We start from the raw sequence: 24234 nt of genomic DNA, 5'->3' as shown, positions 1-24234 counted from the left end.
TGAGCGACTGTATAAGAGGAAACAAGCCCCTGTTCTTTCATGATCCGGCCAATTCGCCTTCTGGAGACCGTAAGGCCTCTTTTCTTTAATTCAACCTTAATCTTACGTGTTCCGTACGCCTTACGGTTTTTATCAAAGATGTCTAAAATGGCATTTGTGACATCGTCTTCTGAGGTTCGTTCTTTTGCTTCGTAGTAATAGGTGCTCCGTGAAAGCTCTAGGACGCCACACATTGCTGATACCGAGTATTTATCTATGTTCCGTTTAATGACATTTACTTTCGTCCTAGTATCAGCGCGGCTTGCTTTAAAATATCATTCTCTATTTGTACCTTCTTCAGTTCTTTTCGTAGACTAATAAGTTCTTGTTCCTCAGGAGAACGGTTATCTTTTTCTTTAAAAGAACCTGTGTTTTCACTCTGTTGTATCCACCGGTCTAAAGAAGAAGGAGTAAGTTCATATTCTTCAATAAGAGTCTTTCGGTTTTTCCCATTTTGGTAGAGTTGAATGATCTGTTGTTTAAATTCGGAAGTGAACGTACGGCGTTCTCGCTTGGTCATTTTGAGTGCTCCCTTATCTGTAGTGAGTTAAGTGTATCTGCCCTTAAAACTTCTGTCCAGATAAGTGTAGACGATTCAACCTTTTATAATTAGTTTAAATTAACTACAAAAAAAGTATAGAAAATCCAATAAATTTAGAGGTATTTTTAATTTCATCACCATGTCAATTAGTAAAATGTACCTAACATAAGATAGCATCTGGGTTTTAATAGTTTTTATAAAATTAAAATAATTCAAAACATTCATGTAAATTAACTTTTATTAATCTATAATAAAGTCGATGGAAAAAAATGGGGGGTATCGTTATTGAAGAAAAAGTTTATTGTTCCTGCAGTTCTATCGTCAGCGTTGTTGGTAGGTTCTATCCCAGCCGGTAATGTATTTGCGAATCCGGTTGATTCGAAGGTGGCTAGTAGTGTACAAGCTTCTAAGTGGAATGAGAAGGCAAACGTTCCTGTTTTTGTGAAGGAGCGATTTGCTGAGAAATTCTCTTCTAGCAACACTTCCAATGCACTAAATTATTTAAAGAAGAACGAAGGTAAAACCGGAATTAAAAATCCAGATAAAAACCTAAAAGTAAAAGATTCACAAAAAGATAAACTCGGTATGACCCACGTTCGCTTTAATCAATCAATAAATGGAGTGAACGTAGAAGGATCCGAAGTTATTGTTCATTTTAATAAGAATAATGAAGTCGTATCCGTCAACGGAAGAGTAAATCAGACGATTGCCGATGATGCGGTGGACACGACTGCCTCCTTAAGCAGTGATGCAGCACTAAAGCAGGCACTTTCATCTGTCAATGCCCCTGAAGAGCTAACGTATGAGCCAACTTCTGAGCTTGTAGTCTATCCTTTTGAAGGAAAGAATCATACAGCTTATAAAGTGAATGTTAACTTCATGGGGGATGAGCCTGGCAACTGGTTTGTCTTTGTGGATGCAAACACGGGAGAAATCATCGATAAGTATAATGGTTTAATGCATGCTGATGAAATGAAAACACAAAAAGGTGCTGGAAAAGGGGTACATGGTGCTCACAGGGAATTACATATTACCCAAGTGAAGGAACCTAAATCTGGAACTCAGTTTGCGTTAGCTGATTACTCTCATAATGGTCTTGATGGAATACTTACGTATGATGCTAAAAATGATAATAGTTCCAGTAATGATACTCTATATGTGGGGAATTCTGCTGCATTTATCGGCGACTATGATCGGGCTCTTGTCGATGCACACTATAATTCGGAAAAGGTATATGATTATTACCTTAATGAGCATGGCCGAAATTCTCTTGATGGTGAAGGAATGGCCATCATTTCTAAGGTACACTATGGAAATAATTACAACAATGCATCCTGGAATGGGCGTTGGATGACCTATGGGGATGGTGACGGTGAGTACTTTATTTCACTATCAGCCGGTCTTGACGTTGCTGCCCACGAAATGACTCATGGCGTCATCACTCATACAGCAAATTTAGTTTACCGCAATCAATCTGGAGCACTAAACGAATCATTTGCTGACGTCTTTGGTGCACTTGTTGACGATGATGATTGGGAAATGGGTGAGGATATTATGGCACCAGCTGCTAAAGCTGACGGTGTAACGAGATTGCGCAGCTTAAGTAATCCCAACAGTGTTGTAGTAAGTAATGCGGAAAGAGCTGCATATGGCAGTGGAGTCTATCCGGCTCATATGGATGAATTTTATCACATGCCAACTTCGGTAGATGGCGGCGGTGTCCATGTTAACTCCTCGATTACAAACCACGCTGCATACTTGATTGGTCAAGAAATTGGAAGGCACAAGTTAGGACAAATCTACTATCGTTCAATAAGCGTTTATTTAACGCCAAATTCCGATTTTAGTGACGCTCGTAAGGCTATTGTTCAGTCTGCAATTGATATTTATGGTGAAGGCAGCAAGGAAGAGGCTGCAGCTGCTGTCGGATTTGATTCGGTGGGAATTTACTAAGTATATAATTGGATCCGCCCGCAGGAATCAATATTTTTAGCGGATTTTAGAAGGATATTGAAGTGCGTTTTATGTTCCCACAGAATAGGAGTTTGGGGGATTTATTGTTATGGTCTCACCAGCCCCCATGTGTTGCCACATACACTCTGGAACGTGGAGTGCTGTTCACTACTTGTAAGGAAAGATAAATAAGAGATGTAACAGTGATTAAAGAGCCTTTTGTAAGGCTCTTTAATTTTATTAAGTATAGAGGGTTTTAAATAGATTGAGGACTATGGAGAAAAGGTTATTACATGATGAATCACATTATATTGAAAATGGAGCCCGGTTTATGCTAATAGGAACTTTACTTTATAAGAGAGTTGCTTCGGCAGCGCTTTTTCTTTAAGGGCATGTTCACCTTTTCAAGGCAGCTAACAGGTGCTATGCCTATTATAAAGTCAACCAGTAAAAAAATTACTGGTTGACCTTTTTTTAATATGTATTATTTAACTATTCTAGTTGGAGGATTAAGACCAAATTTTCCTCGTAGTATGCTACTGCTAAACCCTATAAATCCTCCAACAATTGCTGGGATAATCCATCCTAGTCCCACATCGTACATAGGAAGAATTTTATTGAAAAAATTATTAATGGATGAAAAGTGTATACCAGCTCGATTTAATCCATCAAATAAACTAATTATAAATGTTAAAAGTAAGCTTCCTTGATACACTTCAGCTTTCCCTTTAAATAAAGAATGAAAAAATGTCAAGAAAATTAATACAATGGCTAATGGATATATAGCTGTTAAGAGAGGAATAGAAACAGCAATTAACTGTGTTAACCCAATATTAGCAACTATTGCACTAAAAATAGATAAACTAATGGCAATTGTTTTGTAAGGTACCTTTGGAAATAGTTTATGGAAGAAGGAAGAACAAGATGTAACAAGTCCTACGCTTGTTGTTAAACAAGCTACTGTAATCATTAATCCTAATAATATCCCGCCATAAGCTCCAAAATAATAATCCGAGACTTTTGCTAAGATAGTGCCTCCATTTTCAAGGTGCCCAAGTTTTTCTACACTTGAAGCACCCATATAAGCAAGAGCTGAATACATGGTTGCCAGGAAAAAGGCAGCAATTCCAGTTGCTTTTGCACAAACAACCATAATTTGTTTTTTTGTTTTAGCACCTTTTTCTTTAATGGCATTAATGATGATGATGCCAAAAACAAAAGATGCAAGCGTATCCATTGTTAAATAACCTTCTCTAAACCCATTAAAAAATGGTTGAACTGAATAATTCTTAATAGGTGCTTGAAAATCTCCGATTGGATGATTAAAAGCAACTACTACTAGGATTCCAATGAACGTTATCTTGATTGGTGTTAATATTTTCCCGACAATTCCGACAACTTTCGCGGGATTGATCGAAAAAAGGCACGTAATGCTAAAAAAGATGATTGTAAAAATAAGTAAAGGAACGGGGCCTGAATTTTCGGACAAAAAAGGTTTTACACCGATTTCAAAAGAAACGTTGCCTGATCTAGGCAAAGCAAATAAAGGACCAATGGCTAAATAAAGAATGGTTGTGAATACAATACCAAATACAGGATGTACACGACTTGCTAACGACTGTAAATCATCTTTCCCCGAAAAACCAAGTGCTAAGACACCAAGTAACGGTAAGCCAACTCCTGTTATTAAAAACCCTGCATTTGCTGACCAGATATTCATTCCTGCTGATTGCCCAAGCATTGGTGGAAAAATTAAATTTCCTGCCCCAAAAAATAGAGCAAATAACATTAAACCAATAACTACAATAAATGAAAATGGTACTTTATTAGCCAAATTAAAACCTCCATGAAAGAATTAAATTTTACTTTTTCGAAAAAAAGAATTTTCAAAAAATTACTCACAAACCTAAATACATAAGATTGTATCGTATTCTGACTGATAAAATTAATTTCATTTCAATATAAATTTAAAGTTTCTCCTTTTTGGGTGGCCTTATTAAATATGCAATAAGGTTCTTTAAAATTTTAACGACAAGCAGAATATTACTATGATTGCGATTCAAATGATAATCGGTGTGAATTACAGGAAATTCCCATTACTTAGCCCCCTAATAGTGATCAGTAATTATTAACTAAAATACCATTTTATAACTATTGATATATTGTAATACATACTGCTTACTCTTTAAAGGATAAAAAGGAGGAAAAAACAAGAAATAAAGTTGTCATTTTGGAAGGTATAAAAGTGGATTACGGACTAAGGTTATACTTTTTTACTTGTGTCATACGTAGTAGCTGTGAAAAGACAATCCTGGTTGTTAGTTGGATTTAATGAAAAAATATAATAGCATAGTTGACTCTTATAATTGCTATGTTGGTTTTATTAACAATTGTGTACGTATCTATCAATAGAAGGTTACTCGATTAATTCAACTAACAGGTGCTATACCCTATGATCGGAGCTGTCTTTAAGGCAGCTTTTCTTTATGCGACTATCGGGGCAGTTTAGTTGAAGATTGCTGTTTGATCTTTATTCAACAATTGGACCATTTTTTTGAATAATTAAAGTTCTAATACTTTACTGTGGTAAATAAGTTAAATAGGCCGTGAATATACTGTGGATATGTTAAGACTTTAATTAGGAGAGGAGTGAATAAGCAATTATGAAACAAACGATGCGCGTTCTTATTTCTGGTGCGAGCATTGCCGGTCCGGCACTTGCTTACTGGCTTCACCGCCACGGATTCGACGTGACTGTAATAGAACGTGCACCAGCATTGCGCACGGGTGGTTACGGGGTTGATATCCGTGGTGCAGCCATTACGGTGCTTGAGGGAATGGGTATACTCGATCAAGTTCGTGCAGCCGACACGAACATGACTGGTGTTTACTTCGTGAATAGCAAAGGGAAGATCGAAGGTCAAATAAGCGAGGCGAGTATGGGAAACCACCAGGGTCTGGACATCGAAATCATGCGTGACGATCTTTGTCACATTTTGTACGATTTAACTAAGGATACGGTCGAATACATTTGGGGCGATTCGATTACCGCAATACATGAGACTGAAGCTGGTGCAGAAGTTCAATTTATTTATTGCAAGCCGCAGACTTTCGATTTGGTAATCGGAGCGGACGGTCTCCATTCTAATGTACGCACCTTGACTTTTGGGGACGAAGCACAGTTTAAACGCACGCTTGGCTGTTATATCTCAATTTTCACCCTTGAGAATTACCTCAACCTCGACCACCGCCAGCTGTTTTATACGATACCAGGCAAAACTGTAGGTATGTATAGCGCCCGTAACAATACCGAAGCAAGGGGTATGTTCTTGTTCCAATCAGAGGCATTGAAATACGACCGCTATGATACAGAATCTCAAAAGAAACTTGTAGAAAATGCCTTCGTAGGCCACACGGGTTGGGAAACCTCGAATCTACTCAAAACTATGAAAGATGCGACAGACTTTTATTTTGACGAGATTTGCCAGATTCACATGCCGACATGGTCAAAAGGTCGGATTACATTGTTAGGCGATGCGGCGTATGGCCCATCACCCCTATCGGGTCAAGGGTCTAGCCTGGCGCTTGTCGGAGCTTTTGTTTTAGCTGGTGAACTCAAAGCTGCAGATTGCGATTTCACCCGTGCCTTTGTTGCCTACGAACAACAAATGAGAAAGTTTGTTGAGAAAAATCAAAAAATAGGACTAATGGCTGCCGGGAGTATGATTGAAAGCTCAACCTTCAAAATCTTTCTACGCAATTTAATGTTTCGCGTACCCATCCTTATGATCGTATCGTTTAAAATGATTTCGAAAATGATAGCGAAAGCTGCCAACGGGATTGAACTGAAAGATTATTGATATGCGATATTTTAGAGACGAATTTCAACCAGTCTTTAAAACAATACAAAACCCGAACAATTTTCTGCCTGGCAGCTAAGCGTAAGCAGGCTCTTAAGCCTTTAATATTATTGTTAATTTTCCGCAATCGGGTGCGATTCTTAATAAGGTGCTTTTCTTATTGAACTATACCCCGGATAAGGGACACAAAAAAAAGTGTCCCTTATCCTTTCAGATTATGGATAATAGAATAATTCTAAAATTTTCTTCCTTCTCAAATAAATCATCCACTCTAAAGGCAGTAAGTTAGAGATGTGGTGATAAGGATTTATTTGTCAGCAATAAATTTCGCCCGCTAAATCACCATAAATCATTTATTCCTAATAGTGCAGAGTCTATTTTCACGAATGTATTAAACAGGCATTTGTAAAGTTTATTGATGTCTGATTATGCTAAGAAGTATGTTGTACACTGGTTCATCCATGGGAACGCAAAAATTTGTGTCAATGTATTAATACTTTTAAAGCCTTGGTATTACTGGGTTTCTCAGTTATCAAGGCTTTTTTTAATTTTATAATGAAAAGGAACTGGTATACTATTTCATCTTGAGCCTTATCCTTGTATTTAGAATAACCATCCACACTTTTTTCTCCGAGTTCCTTTGATACGTGGGCATAGACATTTAAACTCGTCTGCTAGTAAAAACTAACCATAGCCGATTCATTTATTTTCTGTAAATCAAATCATGTCTGATATCGTTCATAATTGAAGCACCCAAAATTAAAGAATGATCTATATTTAATCTTCTATAAATTTAATCCAAATCTCTTTAATTCAATGAAGATACTTTCCAATCGTTCCCCTTTTTCTGTTAACGTATATTCCACACGAGGAGGGACCTCTGGAAATACTTTTCTTTCCACTATCCCATGATATTCCAACTCTTTAAGGCGTAATGAAAGCGTTTTCGGACTAATTCCATCCAATGATTTTAATAAATCACGGAATCGCATCGTTCCTTCGATAAGCAGATCCCGAATAATTAAAAAGGTCCATTTAGTACTGATCACGTCAATTGTTCTAGCAATGGGGCAAGGCTCACCTGAGGTTCCTTTGGTCAGTACGACCGGCTCAGTAACACTCATCTGACACATCCTCCCTGAAATTTTTTTTGGACTATTTTACCTTATTCTATCACAATAGTATACTTTCAGAAACTTTATGAAATAAATAACACTACTTCCGAAAATGAACTTACTATATATATAATATCGATGTGCATATTATTCTATCACAATATTGAGGCAGTGCTCAGGCGAGAAATCAACGGCTCATTGCACTCTTAATCAGTGCTTTGCTATCGGTAGCACAGAGTTCGTCATCATGGGTATTCTTCCGGATGTAGCAAATGATTTGATTGTTACTTAAGCGAAAAAGGGTTATTGGTAACTGGCTCTGCTCTAGGTGTCATAATCGGAGGTCAAATTATCATCGCATTTACCGGACGTTTGTCAGGTAAATCGTTACTGTTCTGTTTCGTGCTAATCTTTGTTGCAGGGAATCTACTGGCAGCAGTACCTCACAGTTATCAAGTTCCAATGCCCGGCCTCGGATCTAGACATCGTATTTCTCATCAGGATTGCCAGCCTCGTTCCACGCATCCAGGGAGAGGTTATTTAGGATTATTCGTCATGAAATCCGCGTCCTTCGCAACTAACAGCTATTCTCGCTTTAATCATTAAGGTTGTCGATAGCAAAAAGGTCGCACAGCACTTTTAATCTAGCTAATGCCGAAGGAGGTTGGGTAATAGATCATGTGCCGGGTCTCATTTACATCGAGTACAGAAATTCCTCGGAATGGTTTCACTTGCTATGATGTAATAAAAAAATTCGAAGGTTGAAAAATTTGTATCTGAACTTGATATACATCTGTAAGAAGTATTGAATTTTTAATCTATTAAGTAAGATCATGAGGAGGTATAAACATGTTAAAAGGTAAAAAAGTTGTGATTATAGGCGGAAGCTCGGGGATTGGTTTTGAATCAGCTAAACAAGTAATAGCCCAAGGAGCAGAAGTGATTATTGCCAGCCGTTCCGAAGATAAATTACAGAATGCAAAAGAGAAACTAGGAGATAGAGCTACGGCTTTAATACTAGATACAACACAAGAACAGCAAGTTCAGTCCTTCTTTGAAAGAGTCGGCCAGTTCGACCATCTTGTGGTGAGCGCGGCAGAAACATCCGGAGGGTCATTCCTCCAAACAGATACAGCCAAAGCTCGACAATTGTTTGAAAACAAATTTTGGGGCCAATACTACGCGGCTAAATACGGTGCTCCTAAAATTTTACCACACGGATCGATCATTTTATTCTCTGGGGTTGTTGCCTACAAATCGATGGTCGGTTCATCAATTCTAGGTGCAGTCAATGCGGCCGTTTCGAATCTAGGTCAGACCTTGGCATTAGAACTTGCTCCGATCCGAGTGAATATCGTTTCGCCCGGTATCATTGATACACCTTCCCGCAGCAAAATGCCAGAAGAAACTCGCAATAACTTCTATGCTACGGTGGGAAACAAACTTCCTGTGAAACGAATAGGAAGAGCTGAAGACGTTGGACAAAGTGTACTATACTTGCTCCAAAATAGTTTCGTGACTGGAACCGTTCTTCATGTGGAAGGCGGTCATATTTTAGCTTAAGCCAGCAGTAAAATTGTTTGTTAAATCAGATTGTAAAGCGGCTTTTCATTGAAAGGCCGTGTTTTGAGTATAAAAATGTCAAACAGCCGTTATCCCAAGGGATTTCCGGCGTTCCTCAAAAAGAATCTAATGGTATTAGTAATATTAGACGGGAGCCCGCCACGCGTCCATCAAGCCAAGGAAAAATCCTATCCTCAAAACAAGAAAAACGCTATTCTTTTTGTAGCATCAATACGAAAGGAAGGCGTTTTTTTATGGGCTTCATTAACAACTACAACTCATTACCCAGGAATTATACCGTAATTTATCCCTCGAGCTATTTTGCTAATAATGAACGTGAAACACACGGAAAGAGTGTAAATGACATAGTAAAAGCTAGGAGTTACACGGTATATGCTGAAATTAGGTAGGGGGGGTGCTGTGACAGCTCTTTTCTCATAGAACTAAAGGGGCAGTAAAGTACAAGAACAAGATATAATAATTCCTATTAAATGATATGGATGTGGAATATGGAAAAACCAGTTGTAATCGAAAATTATAATCCAAATTGGTCGAAGGAATACGAGCAGGAAAAAAAGAAGATAATGGGGGTCTTAAAAAAGAACAATATTTGCATTGAACATATTGGGAGTACATCGGTTATTGGATTAGGAGCAAAACCCATTTTGGATATAATGGTTGGCGTTAATAATTTAGAAGAAGTGGACAAATTTATTGAACCCTTAAAACAAATAGGGTATGAATTTGTAGCTCATAAGGAATTTCCAGAAAGGAGGTTTTTTAGAAGAGGACATTGGAGAGCAGGAACACACCATTTACATATATACAAGTTTGAAAGTAGATATTGGAATAATAATATTTTGTTTAGAAATTATTTAAGAACTCATTCTGATGTACTAAAACAATATCATCAATTAAAAAAGGATTTAGCTGTAGAGCATTACTTAGACAGAACTGGATATACTCAAGCAAAAGAACCGTTTATACAAAATGTCCTTGAAAAAGCAAAAGAAGAACAAAAAAATAAATAAAACCTTCTGTCATTAACAATTGCTTTACTTTATTTTTGAAAATAAACTAGTGGAAAGAAATGTATTTGGTTCATTTCTAGTGACATTTGGTAATTTTAGGTAGGAGGAGAGGTAACTCATGAAAAATCGAATGGAAACATTCAAGGGATCAAAGCATTTCCGGCTGAATCAAGTCGCTGAGGGTATATTTGCAGCAATTTCGGTCCCAGGTACCGGATCTTTAGGGGTATCTGTTGGAAAAGGGGTTATGAACGACAAAAATCCTTATTACTACGATTTTCATGTTTATGAAAGAAAAACTTTATTCAGCTAACGGGTGTGTTAGCTGATGATCAGAGCTGTCTTGAAGGCCTCTTACTTCAACTAGAAGCTGTTGGTTTATGGTGAATAAATGTAATACATGTATTGTTCTAATAGCCTTAAAGCCTTGGTATCGCTGAGTTTATCAGTACCAAGGCTTTTTTGCATAATAAAAGGGAAATAGGATAGCAGGCTGAACACAATTTGACAACAATTGTGTAGAGAATCTTATCTCAATATGACATTTAAAGTGGATCCAATATTTATTCTAGATTCATTGGAACTTATAAACGTTCGCCATAAAGTTCTTTTTCTTCATTTGGATGAAAAAGAGTGAATCCTTTTGAACAAAACACAAACCTTCTATCTATCTCGAATCCAGCTTTATTCAAAATTTTAACTGTCCCCTGTGAACCAGTTCCAGCATACCCGCAACTACAACCAGATAGGTGTAACTCATTTCCTTTTTTGTCTATAAGGATGAGATCGCTATCGACCAAAATATTGTCTTTATTAATTTCTTTAACAATTTTTGCAATTTTAAAACGGTCAAATTGATCTTTAACTGCTTCGAATAAAGCAATACTTTTATTGGTAACACCGCTATCTTCACCGTAATCTTTTATGACCAATACTTCCCGCTCATATGATTTCTTATATAGATGGTACTTTTGATAAGTGACGTCATTAATTTTACAAATAAGTGGATTATCACCATTCGGTTTTTTATTCGTGGATTTATTAAACATTGCGCCCCTCCTAAAATAGTTATTTTATTAAGTTTATTAGGAGAAAAAGAGATTAGTACTAAGAACCTGATAAGAGGCAAATTTTTTTATTTTAGCTTCTCGTTTAACTAAATGTAAGAAGAATTAGTATTAAAGATGTTAAGGAGTTGATGGGAATGAATCGTGATACCTTTAAGGTGTGTGGATGGAGCTGATAGAAAGGGAGTAAAATTGTGAAGTCAAATTAAAAAGCATCTAAAAGCCGCTTTTTCAATGTATATCGTTTTAAAGTAATGAACATTCATTATGCTAATAACGATTTTGACTATTGCAAACATTATTATATCGATCAGATTATTTTCATCCATAGAAAATGATAGGGAGCGAAAATTTCAATATATGTATAAGCAATGAAAAATAAAGGTATTGACCATAAGTTGCTACGTAAAAATAGTGGAATCGTTAAGCTAAAAAAGGGTAAGAAAAAACCAAAATCTTCTCTACTTCTCTTTTTATAAATAATGATTAACACGGAGATTACAATCACGTTGATAATTATAGTAAAAATTAGGTCAATAACTTCATAGAAGGAAGGTTAACACTTGGACAATCCTATTAACAAATACGGTTGTATGGACTCGTAGCATGACAGACTATTCAACAAATCCGTAGATTATCTACGTATTTCTCCATTCAGTTGCATACTTCCTTTGATATTTTGTATCCTCTTCTTTTTCAACAAAATCCAATGCGATTTGCTTTATTTCCTCATCTTTTATTTCATTAAACAAATTCCTAAGTCCTTGAATAATATCAAAAATGAATTAAGGTGTAGTTTTTTTCATGAACACAATTTATAAACCGATCAACAAGACTTTTTATTACCATCTCTTTTTGCTCAGTGCCAGCTAGACTTATTTTCCATATAGATTGTAGGCTATGTCTTGCTGTGACGAATTTTTTATCTTTTGTCACTTCCAAAAACCAATGGGAAATCCCCTAGCATTCTTTTCTCAGGGTCACTTTTTGCCAAACCAGAAAGAAACTGGACAGCCCTCGATCCTCGATGGCTATCAGAATGTGTTAAATCCAACTTCAATTGTTCCCATACTTCATAAGCCCAGTCCAGCTCTTCTTTGGTAGATGCAAGAATATGATTGTAGGCTTCGTATTGTAAGTCCTTATCTTGAGAAAGTAAATTTTCCGAAGACTTAGAAGATCAATTCTTAAACTGCTGTTGTTACTGCAGGGTTTTGTTTGGTAACGATAGGGGATGTTCAAACGATTCTCTAAAGAGACTCAATTTTCAAAAAAATTAATTGACGAATATCCATGGAAATATTATGATAATTCTATTAACGGCTATTTAACGACATGTTATTTGTTTTTAAATAGTTATCAAAATACTAGAGTCATTCAATTAACCTTAAAAACAAAGGGGATGCTTTATGAAAAAAGAAATGTCATTCGGTGTTGCAATAATACCGCTCATCGTCATGATTGTAATGATGGCAATTACGGTTGTCTGGCTGGAACAGGGTCCACATATTCCACTTATTTTAGGAACATCAGTTGCAGCTATTGTTGCTTTGTGTTCTGGATATAAGTGGAGTGAAATTGAAGAGTCTATGTACAAGGGGATACGTCTCGCTCTGCCAGCAGTCGTCATCATTATTCTGGTAGGAATGGTGATTGGGGCTTGGATGGGCGGAGGAATTGTTGCCACCATGATATATTATGGTCTCAAAATCCTCACACCTTCGTTTTTTCTTGTAAGCATCTCGGTTATTTGTGCAGTGGTATCATTGGCTATCGGTAGTTCGTGGTCAACTATGGGGACTATCGGTGTTGCTGGGATGGGGATTGGACTAAGTATGGGGATACCTGCGCCAATGATTGCTGGGGCCATTATTTCAGGCTCATATTTTGGGGATAAAATGTCACCGCTTTCAGACACGACGAATCTTGCATCCGGGCTGACAGGAACAGATTTATTCGTGCATATTCGCCATATGCTCTACACCACGATTCCGGGCTTTATCATTGCCTTGGTCGTGTACGCCATTCTTGGGAGGGATTTTGGGAAAGGAGATATGGATGCTGCGAATATTGAACAAACGATCCGTGTTTTACAGGATAGCTTTGTCATTTCCCCGTTCCTATTGATCATTCCGTTAATCGTCATTATTCTTGTTGCTAAAAAGGTTCCAGCCATTCCAGCATTGATAATAGGGGTTTTGCTCGGTTTCTTATCACAAATTTTCATACAAGGTGGCAACGTGGCTAATGCAATAGCAGCTTTGCAAAGCGGCTTCGTGATTGATACGGGCAATAAAATGGTCGACAAGCTGTTTAACGGCGGCGGATTGGATTCAATGATGTACACCGTGTCAATGACCATTGTTGCGATGACATTTGGTGGAATCCTTGAAAATACAGGCATGCTTCAAGCAATCGTAAAGCAAATATTAAAATTTGCAAAGACATCAAGAAGTATCGTAGCATCAACGGTCTTATCATGCTTTGCGACGAATATTACATGCTCAGAACAATATATTTCCATCGTGATTCCTTCACGTATGTATGTAAAAGCTTATCGTGATAAAGGATTACACTCGAAGAACCTATCCCGCGCACTTGAGGATGGCGGAACATTGACTTCGGTATTTGTTCCTTGGAATACTTGCGGAGTATTTATTTTAGCTACACTTGGTGTGCATGCATTCGATTATGCACCATATGCGATTCTGAATTTTATCATCCCGGTTATTTCTATTATTTATGCGATGACTGGCTTTACAATTACGAAATTGACAGAAGCTGAAATTCAAAGTATCAAGAAAGAAGAGGAAGCAACTCTTCCAATATAACTTGCCGAACTTTTAATGGGACATGCTCCAAAGCAGGAGCCCTTCGAAAAGAGGGTTCCCTCAACGAGAACCTTTCTTTTCTTTGGATTTAGTATACTGGCAAATTAAGTTCATAAACAGCTCGGGGACGCCCTTTTGAATAGGTCATTTCTTCTCCAACGATGGTCACATGACCATGATCGGATAGTTTTTTTAGAATTCTTTCTGTGGTACGACGGGTCACCTGTAAATAATCCTCTAGTTCAGCAGCTGTGAATTGGACGGATTTGCGGGAATGACTGAATTGGATGATTTTGGATATGTTTGCAGGGCTCAATTTTGTCTGTTTGGCCACCTGAAGAAGTTCGGGATGATCGTTTTTCAAGCGTTGCTGTTTAGCATGCTGTGGAAATGGGCCAAGCAAATCTTTGTCTTCTGTGAAAATGTATCCGCATTTGTCATCACTATGTTTTTCAGCAAAACCGAGGGCAATCTTTGCATGTCGATCTGCATCCATAATAGTTGAACCATATCCGAAACCAATCGTGCCCTTTTTCTGTAATTGGGCAAAAAAATGATTCAGCCCGTTTCTGTTCATCAATGATTCGATATCACCACGGGTACTGTACAGTATGAAATGGCAGTCTTCAAGTAACTGGACGGAGGCTTGAATTTCATGTGCCAACCCATCTACCAGTTCATGAGCGTTCGCTTCTTCCGATATGACATAGCAAACGGCAATTTGTGAAGACCTGCTTTTAATTAGGTCTGTATGGGCTTTAATATCCTGCAGTGTTTTAAAGATGGAACTTTGAGGATCAACCATGCGCATGGCAGGTACACCAATAAGCTGCAGTTGATCAAATACAGAATGTACGCTTGTTAGTGCAAGATCAATGAAACCATCTTTCCAAAGTTTTTGATGATAACAAGTGATCAGTGAAATGTCAAATGAGTCCTTAAGCATTTCCTGGTAATCCATAATGTAGCTTGTATCCATCTCGATTTCGAGGTCAGCTAATACGTTCGTGACAATGGAGGCTTGGCTAACATCGATGGAAATTCGGTGAGGAGAGATTTTTTTATGATATAGCACGGATAGTAAGGAAGAAGCGACCGACATCTCATCTTGTGCTAAATAAAAAGAAGGAACCGGAAGATGCTCATGATATTTTTTTGAAAAATAGTACGGCAACGCCCCTGAAAACAACACAGCATCACACGGCTTTAGAGTTTTTATAAGCAGACCGGCCTCAGTAGGTTTCTGATATATATAGGCGTCAAAGTCAATTTCAGCAATTTCCGATGTTATGGATTCAATTCTTTCGATAAATTCAGTGGAACCAATGACAGCAATTCTTGTATTCATTGTTAACCTCCAGGTGAATGAGTTAATGTATTCCTAAATAACGATGTATTAACGACAACTATATCAAATTCTGACAATATTGTGAATCGAAAGGGAGTTTAGAAATGAAAATTACAGCGATCCACCTATATGCGATCCATCTGCCTCTTAAAGAGCCATTTGTGGTTAGTTACCATACCTACAAATTTATGCCATCGATTCTTGTAAAAATAGAGACGGATGAAGGGATTGTTGGGTACGGGGAAGGTGTGGCAGACGAACATGTGACAGGTGAGACATTGGAAGGGACCTACCAGGTGTTGAAAAATACGCTGGGACCCATACTGTTAGGCAAGAATCCATTTGAAATCGAAAGTCTACATGATTTGATGGACAAAACGATTTATGGAGCCCCTACAGCTAAGGCGGCTATCGATATTGCTTGCTTTGATATCATGGGTAAGAAACTGGGGCAGCCAGTCTACCAGTTAATAGGGGGGCGTTATCATGATGAGTTTCCGATTACCCATGTCTTAAGTATAGCCTCTCCCGAAAAAATGGCAGAAGAAGCGGCTGCTATGGCCGATAAGGGCTATCAGTCATTTAAAATGAAGGTTGGCACCAATGTCAGTGAGGATGTGGCACGTATTCAAGCTGTGCGCGCCCGTGTGGGTGAGAATATCGCTATACGAGCAGATGTTAATCAAGGGTGGCAGAACAGTGCGGTAACTCTTATAGCGATTGATCAATTGCGTGAATGCGAGCTTGATTGGCTTGAACAACCGGTAGCTGCAGATGACATCGATGGAATGGTTGAAATAAAATCGAAGTCTACGATCCCGTTGATGATTGATGAGGGGTTAAAGGGCACCCGGGAAATGCGTGAAATTATCCAGAAACGAGCAGCCGATAAAGTAAATATTAAACTGATGAAATGCGGTGGCATATATCCTGCGGTAAAGCTTGCCCACCAAGCGGAGCTTGCTGGGTTAGAATGCCAGATAGGCTCGATGGTTGAATCTTCTATTGGATCTGCAGCAGGATTCCATGTAGCTTTTTCCAAGAAAGTGATCACAAGCGTAGAACTCACCGGTCCATTGAAATTCTCAAGGGATGTTGGAAATCTATTCTATGATGTGCCATATATAAGATTGACTGAAAATCCAGGATTAGGTGTGCAGATAAATGAAGAAACGCTAGTTGAATTAACTGTTTTTCAGGATGTTATCCGATAAAAGGGGGAGCCACTTTGGAATTGATTTATGAAGGAACCATCAAAAAGGAATGGGAAAATCACAAGCGGTTTGAGGTCAGAAAATTAGTGTTGGAGGATTTAATCGATATATTGCAAGTCCAAGAACAGATCATTCAACATTTGAACGATAATGGTGTGCTTCAACCGCTTACCAAGGAAGAGTTTCAATATATTCTAGAAGGAAATGGACTGATGATTGGAGCATTCGTTTGTAAAGAATTAATTGCGTTCCGGGCGTTGCTGGCTCCTCCTATTGATGAGGATCATCTAGGTAGAGATATCGGATTGACAGAAAACGAGCTGTCGAATGTTATCTATCAGGAAATTTCAAACGTACTCCCTGCATACAGGGGAAATAAACTGCAACAGACACTTGCAACATTAATCATGAAGGAGCTGAACAATCACGAGTCAACTTACCGATATGTATGCTGTACGGTTGCGCCTTTTAACATCCCAAGTTTGAAGGATAAGTTTGCCCAGGGAATGGAGATTGCAGCATTAAAGGAGAAATACGGGGGGCAAATGCGTTATGTATTTGTCAAGGAATTGTCGGTAGTGGACGCATCTCATTGGCAGGAAATCCAGTTCATTGAGATGAATGATATTGCAGCCCAGCAAGAAATACTCGCAAAAGGTTGGCGTGGATTTAAAATGGAAGAACAGGAAGGAAAACAGTTAGTCTTTTATGGCAGTAAGCATACGAGTTAAAATCTCTTCGTAATTCTCGTTTGTTACTGAACTGCACCTCCAAGTGTTAGGTGAAACCTTACACTTGGAGGTGCTATTTTTTAGCATCAACCTCCCCAAAAAGAGGTTTTCTTAGCAAAGTAAGTAAAATATCATTTTTTCTAGTTGGAAGAAATAACCTCGTTGTTAAGTTATGGTTAATACTTTATAATTTTCTAGAAATATAGAAATGTTATGAATAGGAGAAAAGTATGAAAAAACTGTTGACCATTTTACTTTCAATTACGATGTTAATTAGCTTGTTCCCACAATTAGCATCGGCAGCTCCAAGCAATAATTTTGAGCAGGAACTTACAAAGTATTTAAAAAAGGTAAGCAATGTAAGGGGATTTGAAGTAACGAAGGATGATATTGAAAGTTCTCTTTCTACATATGATGAGAGTATTAAAGACTTTCAATCTATTGATGATCTTAAAGAAACATTAGGCGAAGTTATTAAAGCAGATTTAAGTAATTTAGATACCATTTATGAGGATTATAACCTAACTAATGAAGGCCTAATTAAACTATTACACGAAAATGGCGAAGAACTCGACGATTATATCTTTATCTGGGACCTGGATGAAGCTGTTTATTTCTATACAGAAGAGGGAGATTTTGAACAGGATCCAAATTTTGACCAAGATTTAGTCAAATATTTAACCAAGGTCAGCAAGGAAAGAGGCTTCGCAGTAACAAAGGACGATATCGAAGTATCATTAGACACCTATGATTTAAGTACTGAAGACTTTGAATCTGTCGAAGAGCTTAGCGAATTCTTAGGTGACGTCATAAAGGCAGACCTAAGCAACTTAGATTATTTTAATGAGAATTATGGACTGGATAAACAACCACTGCTTCAATTGTTAAAGGAAAATGGTAAAGATTTTAACGATTATATATACATAGATAATCTTGAAGAAACTGTTTGGACCATTACTGGCGGGGATTTGGAAGGAGAAGTTGCCGATGATCTTCTGCCTATTTTCGAGGGGGATCTCGGTCTAACGGAAGAGGAACTACAGCGACTTGAAGACCATTTAATAACTTTGGAAGATCATCTTTCAGATCCGGAAACAGTCAAGCGACTTGAAGAATTGGGCAACCGCATGATGGCTTTCGAGGATTTTGATGTAGCAACCGAGCTTACTGCTGGACAGATAGCTGAAATGGCATCTATCTATGAAGAACTACTTTCCATCTTTAAGCTAAAAGTATCCTATTCCCTTGTGAAAAGCGGCTCGGAATCACCTGTATCCCTTTTGGATTTAATGAAATTGGAAGAATTGAAGGGTGCTAACATGAAAATAGCCATATACACTACTGACGGGAAGTTCTTGGCTGATCTTTTGATTACGGGTGAAATGGTCGATTCTAACACTCTTACAAATGCGGGCCAACAATTAAAGGATTCTGCTAAAGGAGTGACAAGGACCATTGAAAAGGCACCAGTGGCTAAACCAGTAAAACAAAAAATCAGCACTATTAAGAAATCGGAACATCATACGGTAAAAGGAGCTAAACTTCCAAAGACCGCTTCCGATTATATCCCTAATGCCCTTTTAGGACTATTCATTGTCTTGTTCGGGAGCTTGATGTATCGAAAAATAAGGAAAGCTTAATATGAAACAATTTAAGAAAAAGCGGTTACTTCTGCTTTCTTGTACAATTGCTATCATTTTATTTGGGGTTTGGTTTACCACATCCAATATGTATAAGTTTGCAAAAGGCTACTTTCTTTACAAGACTCATGCTCCAAGTAGCCAAGTAAAAGAAACTGTACAGAAACCACCAAGAAATGAAACAACAAAGAAAGAGCTATATCCTGTCCGCCCTAAAACGGGTGAAGAAATCGGGGAACTATATATACCCAAACTAAAAGCAAAACTCCCCATTTTCCATGGAACAAACGAGGATGAATTGGAGAAAGGCGTTGGTCACTTTGCTGAAAGTGTGCTGCCAGGTGAAAATGACAATTCCGTTCTTTCCGGTCATAGAGATACGGTATTCCGTAAACTGGGGCAAGTAGGTGAAGGAGATTTGTTGATTGTAAGAACATCGGCAGGAGAATTCACATACAAAATCAACAAAGTTCGAATTGTAGATGAGGATGATCGTACCGTAATCGTACCAAAGCCACGAGCAACGCTTACCGTCAGTACCTGTTATCCTTTTGATTATATCGGGTCAGCACCTGAACGTTATATACTTGTCGCGTATTTGACTTCAAAAACAGTAAGTTAATCATCTAGAGCCCCAATAAGGAAATCCTATTGGGGCTCTATTAATATTATTTCCACAAATTCTATTTAAAAAGGAAATCAAAGTTGAAAGGATATTTCACTATATTGTTTAGCTATTCTTAGTGCTCAAAGTACTCGATGTAACGGATTTTATTATTTTATGATGGTAAATATAAGAGCCGGCTATCAAAATATATCCGATAATGAAAAGCAGCCATCCACTGGCGGGATCGCCCACTGATATGCTTGAATACATAGCACCCGTCAAATCAAATACAAAACCGGCATAAGCCCATTCCTTGATTCTTGGAAAGCCAGGAATAAGTATTGCCACGACACCTAATAATTTGGCAATGCCAATAAAGGGTAGGAGGTAGGTAGGATAACCTAAATCATTAAATAAAGCGACTGCATCGGGAGCAGACATTATATCCGGAATAGAACCCAAAACCATTAATGCCACCAAAAGCCCTGTAAAGATCCAATATATAATTTTTGTTTTTTTCATTTATTCTCATTCCCTCCCTTAGATTGACATATTAATCATATTCCACATTCCTTTTTTTAATGCATTCTATAAAAAATTATTGAACTTTAACAGTCGTGGCCCGATTCTTGAAGAATCGCTTGACTGTAGACAGATTCGAAGAAAACTCCTGTTTGCCTACAGTTTTTTCTTGAGAAATATTCTGTTGATTTCAGAAATCCGCTCCAACGAGTCAACAGCCGAAATCATGGGGTACAGCACGAAATCACGAGTAAATATGCTGAATTCACGAGTAAATGGTCAAAATTCACGAGTAAAACAGCCAATCTCACGAGTAAACAGTGCGAAATCACGAGTAAACGTGCGAAATCATAGGTACAGCACGAAATCACGAGTAAATATGCTGAATTCACGAGTAAAACAGCCAAACTCACGAGTAAACGGCGCGAAATCACGAGTAAACGTGCGAAATCATAGGTACAGCACGAAATCACGAGTAAAACAGCCAAACTCACGAGTAAATAGCCAAAACTCACGAATAAAACAGCCAAAATCACGAGTAAACAGTGCGAAATCACGAGTAAACGTGCGAAATCATGGGTGCAGCACGAAATCACGAGTAAATATGCCAAACTCACGAGTAAATAGCTCAAATTCACGAGTAAAACAGCCAAACTCACGAGTAAACGACGTGAAATCACGAGTAAACGGTGCGACTGTCTGCCAAGCCTTCCCGCTGCAAGCTACTCCTGGGTCTCAGCTTGCCAGTTATTCGGCAGGAGTGTCGCAAATTTCTTCAGTCTAGTGAGGGTTGCATAAAACAGTAACCCTAATTTTTCTTAAGCTGTAAGAGCAGCTTACCTAGAGCGTGAATCAAAAAAATCAAGAAGTTTAAAAAGGAAAGGCTGAAAGATTCTCCATTATGTAATGTATAACTACAGCGTGTTTTTTATGGAGCGGAAATTTCATTACATTCCGGGCAAAATGTATATCGAAAGGGGGGATATACTTGATTATGGTTTGCCCAATTTCGGGTTTTTTTGTGCCGGTATAAATTATTCATCTCTTTGGCAACCAATTATTATTGGTCTTGTACTAGCGATTGTCGGGGTTGGTATGGAATATTTCATATTAAAAAGTGGAACTTTATGGATGGGTGTTGCGGATTTTGTAGCTACCGTTTTGATTGGGCATTTTCTTTCAATCTATTATGGAATGCTTCAATCACTTTCATAGGAGCAATTATTGTAGGAATATTACTTGGTGTAATAGAATACTTTACTCACAGATTTTTAATTTCATAAGGGAAAGTCCAAAAGTCCACCGCTTAAAGGTAATTTTGGAGTTACATTATTGTAAAAGGCAGTGCCTACTTTAGCACTGCCTTATTGAGGTAATTTTAAGGTTGAATAGCTTTGCCTTTCTGAAGTGTTGCAGATATGAATAGTGTAAAATTGCGAACACTGTAATTGACCCTGTTGCAGCAATTTTAGGTAGGGCTTTATCTTATAAAAAAGTTTATTGACTTAAAAGAATTGATTAAAATGACGCATAACCCGATACAGGAAATCGTGATGATGGAATACATTAACTTTAAGTCTTTCAATATAATAATTCCCGCAATTACTATTAGTGAATCAATAATAAAAATAACAATTCCTGGATTAGTTGCTGTGCTTTTTGAGATTAATAGTGCTAGCAAATCCACTCCACCAGGGCTAATATGTTGTCTCAGCATAAAACCAACACCAATCCCAATCGTCATTCCACCGATAATGGCACTCGTTATGATCGGTAGATGAACCAAACCGTTTAGTGGTGTTAGCCAATCAATAATGGTTGAAGTAAACGCTAACCCAAGGATGGCATTAAAGAAATAAGTCTTATCGTATAGAAGAGATAGAAGGTATATGGGAATGTTGATCATGATCATAGTATGTCCAACCTGGATTCCCCAAACATATTTGATTAATAAACTTATGCCAAATATCCCGCCATTTATTAGATGAATGGGGATAATAAATAAGTTAAGACCTACTCCAATGCAAAAACTTGAAAAAAGCAATGTAACAAACTTTCTCATAAAAAAATTCCCCTTGTCCAAATCATTATCTTAAAATATATGAGAGGAATCTAAATATATACTTAGCTGATTGGGAATTACGATTGCTATTTGTTCTTCATAAGATATTTTTAATTCACATGGGAGTACGCTAATCAAAATAAAGGCATTCTCGTTGAGGCCATGATGTAATTAGGGCAAAAAAAAGAGACACTAAAAGAGTCTCTTTTTTTTCCTTGTTTTCTTGGGGCAAGTCAGTTTAATAATAAAAGAATTTTTTATACCTTGGAAAATAGGTTGGATTTAGCCTTGTTAATTCAAGATGTTTTTTTTGATAGGCGATTTGTAATGGTATCTTCTTGTGGTGAAGTTTGCCGTATAAAAAAGGCCAGTATGAATGCAACTATGGTCAAACCTGTTGCTATCATGAATGCATCATCCACTCCCATTACGCTGCCTTGTTTAATGGCCGTCGCCATTTGTGATGTATTATCCGGTGATATGTTCCTTTGAGATAAGATTTCCTGAACATGTTTCGTTCCTTGGTTTGTCATGATGGACACAAAGAATGCCATGCCAACAGCACCTGCCACCATTCTCAATGTATTGACCATTGCTGTGCCGTATTTATTTAGGCTAAGTGCCAATTCATTTAATCCGGCTGTGAAGATAGGCATCATCAGTATCGACATTCCGAACATTCTAATGGTATATACCCACACCACATAAGAATAGGACGTATCTGTTTGAAGCCGCGTTAAAAGATAGGTTGTAATGATAGTGATGGCAAGTCCGCTCACCGCAAGCCATCTCGCACCAAATCGATCAAACAGCTTACCTGTGATAGGGGACATGATCCCCATTAAAATCCCGCCAGGCAATAGCATGAGACCGGATTCCATCGGAGTGAACCCACGGATATTCTGCATATAGATTGGCATGATGATCATTCCAGAGAACATACCCATGGTTGCGATGATGTTGATGATTGTCGTTAAAGTGAACATCCGATACCGAAAAATTCTAAATTCCAAAATAGGATGTGATACAGTAAATTGCCTCCAGACAAATAAAACTAAACTGATTCCTCCAACAAGGAACATCGTCAGTACTTCGGGACTGCCCCAGCCCTTAATACCGCCAGTAGCAAATCCATATAGAACCCCGCCGAATCCGATAGTGGATAGAATTACACCCAGTTTATCGAGTTTAGGCCGGCTGGTTTTCCCTACTTTTTTAATGATGAAAATGGCAAAGATGAAGTCAAGCAGGGCAAATGGGAAAATGATAAAAAACAGAACCCGCCAAGAATAGTTTTGGATAATCCATCCTGATAGCGTAGGTCCTACAGCCGGGGCAAAATTCATCGCGATACCAAATATGCCCATTGCGAAACCGCGTCTGTTAGGCGGAAATAAAGTGAAAATTACATTTGTGATCAACGGGAACAAAATCCCCGCACCCGCAGCTTGAACCACACGTCCGATCAATAAGACGGAGAAGCTGGGGGCAATTCCACATAAAAAAGTTCCTAAGGCGAAGAGTCCCATCGAAGCTAGATATAATTGTCTTGTATTAAATCGTTCCATTAAGAAAGCGGTAATCGGGATGACAATCCCATTGACCAATAAGAAGATAGTAGTAAGCCAATTCGCTGTTGCAGCTGATATGTCAAAATGAGTCATTAATTGAGGCAATGCGATATTAATTAAAGTCTGATTTAAGAAAGCGACTAGAGCACCAGCCAGCATCACCGCAAACATGGGACCTGTACGTACTTTAGTGATGGCTGTTTTGTCGTGATTCATTATTATGGCACGTCCTTTCCGCTAGGATAGTACAAATTGTACTGCCTGCTATTTTTAAAAGTTTAGAAACTAATTCGTCTCACGAAGTATTAGTGTAAACCCACCTATATTTTCCGGTAAAATACAGCATTTAAGGAGATTCACCTCAATTACGGCTTTTTTGAGGTGTTTATTCTTTATTAACCACTCACTTACAATATTTCAGGATACATTATCTCTTGGAAATCCCCCAGGTTAACATCCATTCTACAGGTATATCATATTTCAAACAATAATCACCAATATAATACTTACAATGTACCAGAGAAATTTGTGCACTAGGT

The 24234-nt window shown here is 37.9% G+C and carries 18 protein-coding genes and 2 pseudogenes; 11 read left to right on the top strand and 9 right to left on the bottom strand.

Annotated features, from left to right (window positions below; all coding sequences use genetic code 11):
• Positions 1–559: pseudogene (locus ACFX4L_RS15040) on the bottom strand (IS3 family transposase); the annotation flags it as partial.
• A 306-nt stretch (positions 560–865) separates the two neighbouring features.
• Here ACFX4L_RS15040 and ACFX4L_RS15035 point away from each other — a divergent pair.
• Positions 866–2533, top strand: coding sequence for a M4 family metallopeptidase (locus ACFX4L_RS15035; protein ID WP_377405546.1), 1668 nt, complete (start codon positions 866–868; stop codon positions 2531–2533).
• 484 nt (positions 2534–3017) lie between these two features.
• On the opposite strand, the gene brnQ is transcribed toward ACFX4L_RS15035, so the two are convergent.
• The gene (brnQ, locus tag ACFX4L_RS15030) at positions 3018–4367 is read right to left on the bottom strand and encodes a branched-chain amino acid transport system II carrier protein (protein WP_377405544.1); all 1350 of its coding nucleotides are present in this window, start codon (positions 4365–4367) and stop codon (positions 3018–3020) included.
• 829 nt (positions 4368–5196) lie between these two features.
• On the opposite strand from brnQ, the gene ACFX4L_RS15025 reads away from it, so the two are divergent.
• The gene (locus ACFX4L_RS15025) at positions 5197–6393 is read left to right on the top strand and encodes an FAD-dependent monooxygenase (protein WP_377386645.1); all 1197 of its coding nucleotides are present in this window, start codon (positions 5197–5199) and stop codon (positions 6391–6393) included.
• 785 nt (positions 6394–7178) lie between these two features.
• Here the strand turns inward: ACFX4L_RS15025 and ACFX4L_RS15020 are convergent.
• The gene (locus tag ACFX4L_RS15020; protein WP_284471153.1) at positions 7179–7517 is read right to left on the bottom strand and encodes a winged helix-turn-helix transcriptional regulator; all 339 of its coding nucleotides are present in this window, start codon (positions 7515–7517) and stop codon (positions 7179–7181) included.
• Positions 7518–8357: 840 nt separating this feature from the next.
• Here ACFX4L_RS15020 and ACFX4L_RS15015 point away from each other — a divergent pair.
• From ACFX4L_RS15015 to ACFX4L_RS15005, 3 genes are all read left to right on the top strand, one after another.
• Entirely contained in the window at positions 8358–9071 is a 714-nt protein-coding gene (locus tag ACFX4L_RS15015) for an SDR family oxidoreductase (RefSeq protein WP_377405542.1), read from the top strand.
• A gap of 509 nt (positions 9072–9580) precedes the next feature.
• A complete protein-coding gene (locus tag ACFX4L_RS15010) occupies positions 9581–10102 on the top strand; it encodes a GrpB family protein (RefSeq protein ID WP_377386652.1) in 522 nt (173 codons plus the stop codon).
• A 118-nt stretch (positions 10103–10220) separates the two neighbouring features.
• Entirely contained in the window at positions 10221–10415 is a 195-nt protein-coding gene (locus tag ACFX4L_RS15005) for a hypothetical protein (protein ID WP_377386655.1), read from the top strand.
• A 271-nt stretch (positions 10416–10686) separates the two neighbouring features.
• Here the strand turns inward: ACFX4L_RS15005 and ACFX4L_RS15000 are convergent, their stop codons facing one another.
• Both ACFX4L_RS15000 and ACFX4L_RS14995 read right to left on the bottom strand, forming a co-directional pair.
• Positions 10687–11151, bottom strand: a complete 465-nt coding sequence (locus ACFX4L_RS15000) for a hypothetical protein (protein ID WP_061462576.1) — start codon at positions 11149–11151, stop codon at positions 10687–10689.
• A 656-nt stretch (positions 11152–11807) separates the two neighbouring features.
• Positions 11808–12283: pseudogene (locus ACFX4L_RS14995) on the bottom strand (hypothetical protein).
• 295 nt (positions 12284–12578) lie between these two features.
• Between ACFX4L_RS14995 and nhaC the strand changes: the two are divergent.
• Positions 12579–14000, top strand: a complete 1422-nt coding sequence (gene nhaC / locus ACFX4L_RS14990; RefSeq protein WP_061462578.1) for a Na+/H+ antiporter NhaC — start codon at positions 12579–12581, stop codon at positions 13998–14000.
• Between the two features lie 88 nt (positions 14001–14088).
• Here nhaC and ACFX4L_RS14985 read toward each other — a convergent pair whose 3' ends face one another.
• Positions 14089–15348, bottom strand: a complete 1260-nt coding sequence (locus ACFX4L_RS14985; RefSeq protein ID WP_377405540.1) for a transcriptional regulator — start codon at positions 15346–15348, stop codon at positions 14089–14091.
• A 104-nt stretch (positions 15349–15452) separates the two neighbouring features.
• Between ACFX4L_RS14985 and ACFX4L_RS14980 the strand changes: the two genes are divergently transcribed.
• The 4 genes from ACFX4L_RS14980 to ACFX4L_RS14965 all read left to right on the top strand — a co-directional run bounded on the left by ACFX4L_RS14980 (position 15453) and on the right by ACFX4L_RS14965 (position 19555).
• Positions 15453–16562, top strand: a complete 1110-nt coding sequence (locus ACFX4L_RS14980) for a mandelate racemase/muconate lactonizing enzyme family protein (RefSeq protein WP_377386663.1) — start codon at positions 15453–15455, stop codon at positions 16560–16562.
• 14 nt (positions 16563–16576) lie between these two features.
• Entirely contained in the window at positions 16577–17293 is a 717-nt protein-coding gene (locus ACFX4L_RS14975; RefSeq protein WP_284471145.1) for a GNAT family N-acetyltransferase, read from the top strand.
• 230 nt (positions 17294–17523) lie between these two features.
• Positions 17524–18933: a processed acidic surface protein gene (locus ACFX4L_RS14970; protein ID WP_377405538.1), complete on the top strand. Its 1410-nt coding sequence runs from the start codon at positions 17524–17526 to the stop codon at positions 18931–18933.
• A gap of 1 nt (position 18934) precedes the next feature.
• Positions 18935–19555 carry a class D sortase gene (locus tag ACFX4L_RS14965; protein WP_377405536.1) on the top strand — a complete coding sequence of 207 codons (621 nt, stop codon included), beginning with the start codon at positions 18935–18937 and terminating at the stop codon, positions 19553–19555.
• A 108-nt stretch (positions 19556–19663) separates the two neighbouring features.
• Here the strand turns inward: ACFX4L_RS14965 and ACFX4L_RS14960 are convergent, their stop codons facing one another.
• On the bottom strand, positions 19664–20062 hold the full coding sequence (locus ACFX4L_RS14960; RefSeq protein WP_377386675.1) for a DoxX family protein: 399 nt from the start codon (positions 20060–20062) through the stop codon (positions 19664–19666).
• Between the two features lie 930 nt (positions 20063–20992).
• Between ACFX4L_RS14960 and ACFX4L_RS14955 the strand changes: the two genes are divergently transcribed.
• Positions 20993–21277 (top strand): hypothetical protein, encoded by a 285-nt coding sequence (locus ACFX4L_RS14955; RefSeq protein WP_377386678.1) that lies wholly within the window; start codon positions 20993–20995, stop codon positions 21275–21277.
• 265 nt (positions 21278–21542) lie between these two features.
• Here ACFX4L_RS14955 and ACFX4L_RS14950 read toward each other — a convergent pair whose 3' ends face one another.
• Both ACFX4L_RS14950 and ACFX4L_RS14945 read right to left on the bottom strand, forming a co-directional pair.
• Positions 21543–22124 (bottom strand): YitT family protein, encoded by a 582-nt coding sequence (locus ACFX4L_RS14950; protein WP_317778757.1) that lies wholly within the window; start codon positions 22122–22124, stop codon positions 21543–21545.
• A 296-nt stretch (positions 22125–22420) separates the two neighbouring features.
• The gene (locus ACFX4L_RS14945; RefSeq protein WP_377387310.1) at positions 22421–23911 is read right to left on the bottom strand and encodes a DHA2 family efflux MFS transporter permease subunit; all 1491 of its coding nucleotides are present in this window, start codon (positions 23909–23911) and stop codon (positions 22421–22423) included.
• Positions 23912–24234: the final 323 nt, after the last annotated feature.

The organism is Peribacillus sp. YIM B13482 (assembly GCF_042787975.1).
GTDB classification, from domain to species: domain Bacteria; phylum Bacillota; class Bacilli; order Bacillales; family DSM-1321; genus Peribacillus; species Peribacillus simplex_A.
This window is presented reverse-complemented; position numbering and strand designations above follow the sequence as displayed.

Coding starts and splice junctions, on each gene's coding strand:
- ACFX4L_RS15025 (WP_377386645.1), top strand. CDS start 5,197: ATGAAACAAACGATGCGCGTTCTTATTTCTGGTGCGAGCATTGCCGGT.
- ACFX4L_RS15020 (WP_284471153.1), bottom strand. CDS start 7,517: ATGAGTGTTACTGAGCCGGTCGTACTGACCAAAGGAACCTCAGGTGAG.
- ACFX4L_RS15015 (WP_377405542.1), top strand. CDS start 8,358: ATGTTAAAAGGTAAAAAAGTTGTGATTATAGGCGGAAGCTCGGGGATT.
- ACFX4L_RS15010 (WP_377386652.1), top strand. CDS start 9,581: ATGGAAAAACCAGTTGTAATCGAAAATTATAATCCAAATTGGTCGAAG.
- ACFX4L_RS15005 (WP_377386655.1), top strand. CDS start 10,221: ATGAAAAATCGAATGGAAACATTCAAGGGATCAAAGCATTTCCGGCTG.
- ACFX4L_RS15000 (WP_061462576.1), bottom strand. CDS start 11,151: ATGTTTAATAAATCCACGAATAAAAAACCGAATGGTGATAATCCACTT.
- nhaC (WP_061462578.1), top strand. CDS start 12,579: ATGAAAAAAGAAATGTCATTCGGTGTTGCAATAATACCGCTCATCGTC.
- ACFX4L_RS14985 (WP_377405540.1), bottom strand. CDS start 15,348: ATGAATACAAGAATTGCTGTCATTGGTTCCACTGAATTTATCGAAAGA.
- ACFX4L_RS14980 (WP_377386663.1), top strand. CDS start 15,453: ATGAAAATTACAGCGATCCACCTATATGCGATCCATCTGCCTCTTAAA.
- ACFX4L_RS14970 (WP_377405538.1), top strand. CDS start 17,524: ATGAAAAAACTGTTGACCATTTTACTTTCAATTACGATGTTAATTAGC.
- ACFX4L_RS14965 (WP_377405536.1), top strand. CDS start 18,935: ATGAAACAATTTAAGAAAAAGCGGTTACTTCTGCTTTCTTGTACAATT.
- ACFX4L_RS14960 (WP_377386675.1), bottom strand. CDS start 20,062: ATGAAAAAAACAAAAATTATATATTGGATCTTTACAGGGCTTTTGGTG.
- ACFX4L_RS14955 (WP_377386678.1), top strand. CDS start 20,993: ATGGAGCGGAAATTTCATTACATTCCGGGCAAAATGTATATCGAAAGG.
- ACFX4L_RS14950 (WP_317778757.1), bottom strand. CDS start 22,124: ATGAGAAAGTTTGTTACATTGCTTTTTTCAAGTTTTTGCATTGGAGTA.
- ACFX4L_RS14945 (WP_377387310.1), bottom strand. CDS start 23,911: ATGAATCACGACAAAACAGCCATCACTAAAGTACGTACAGGTCCCATG.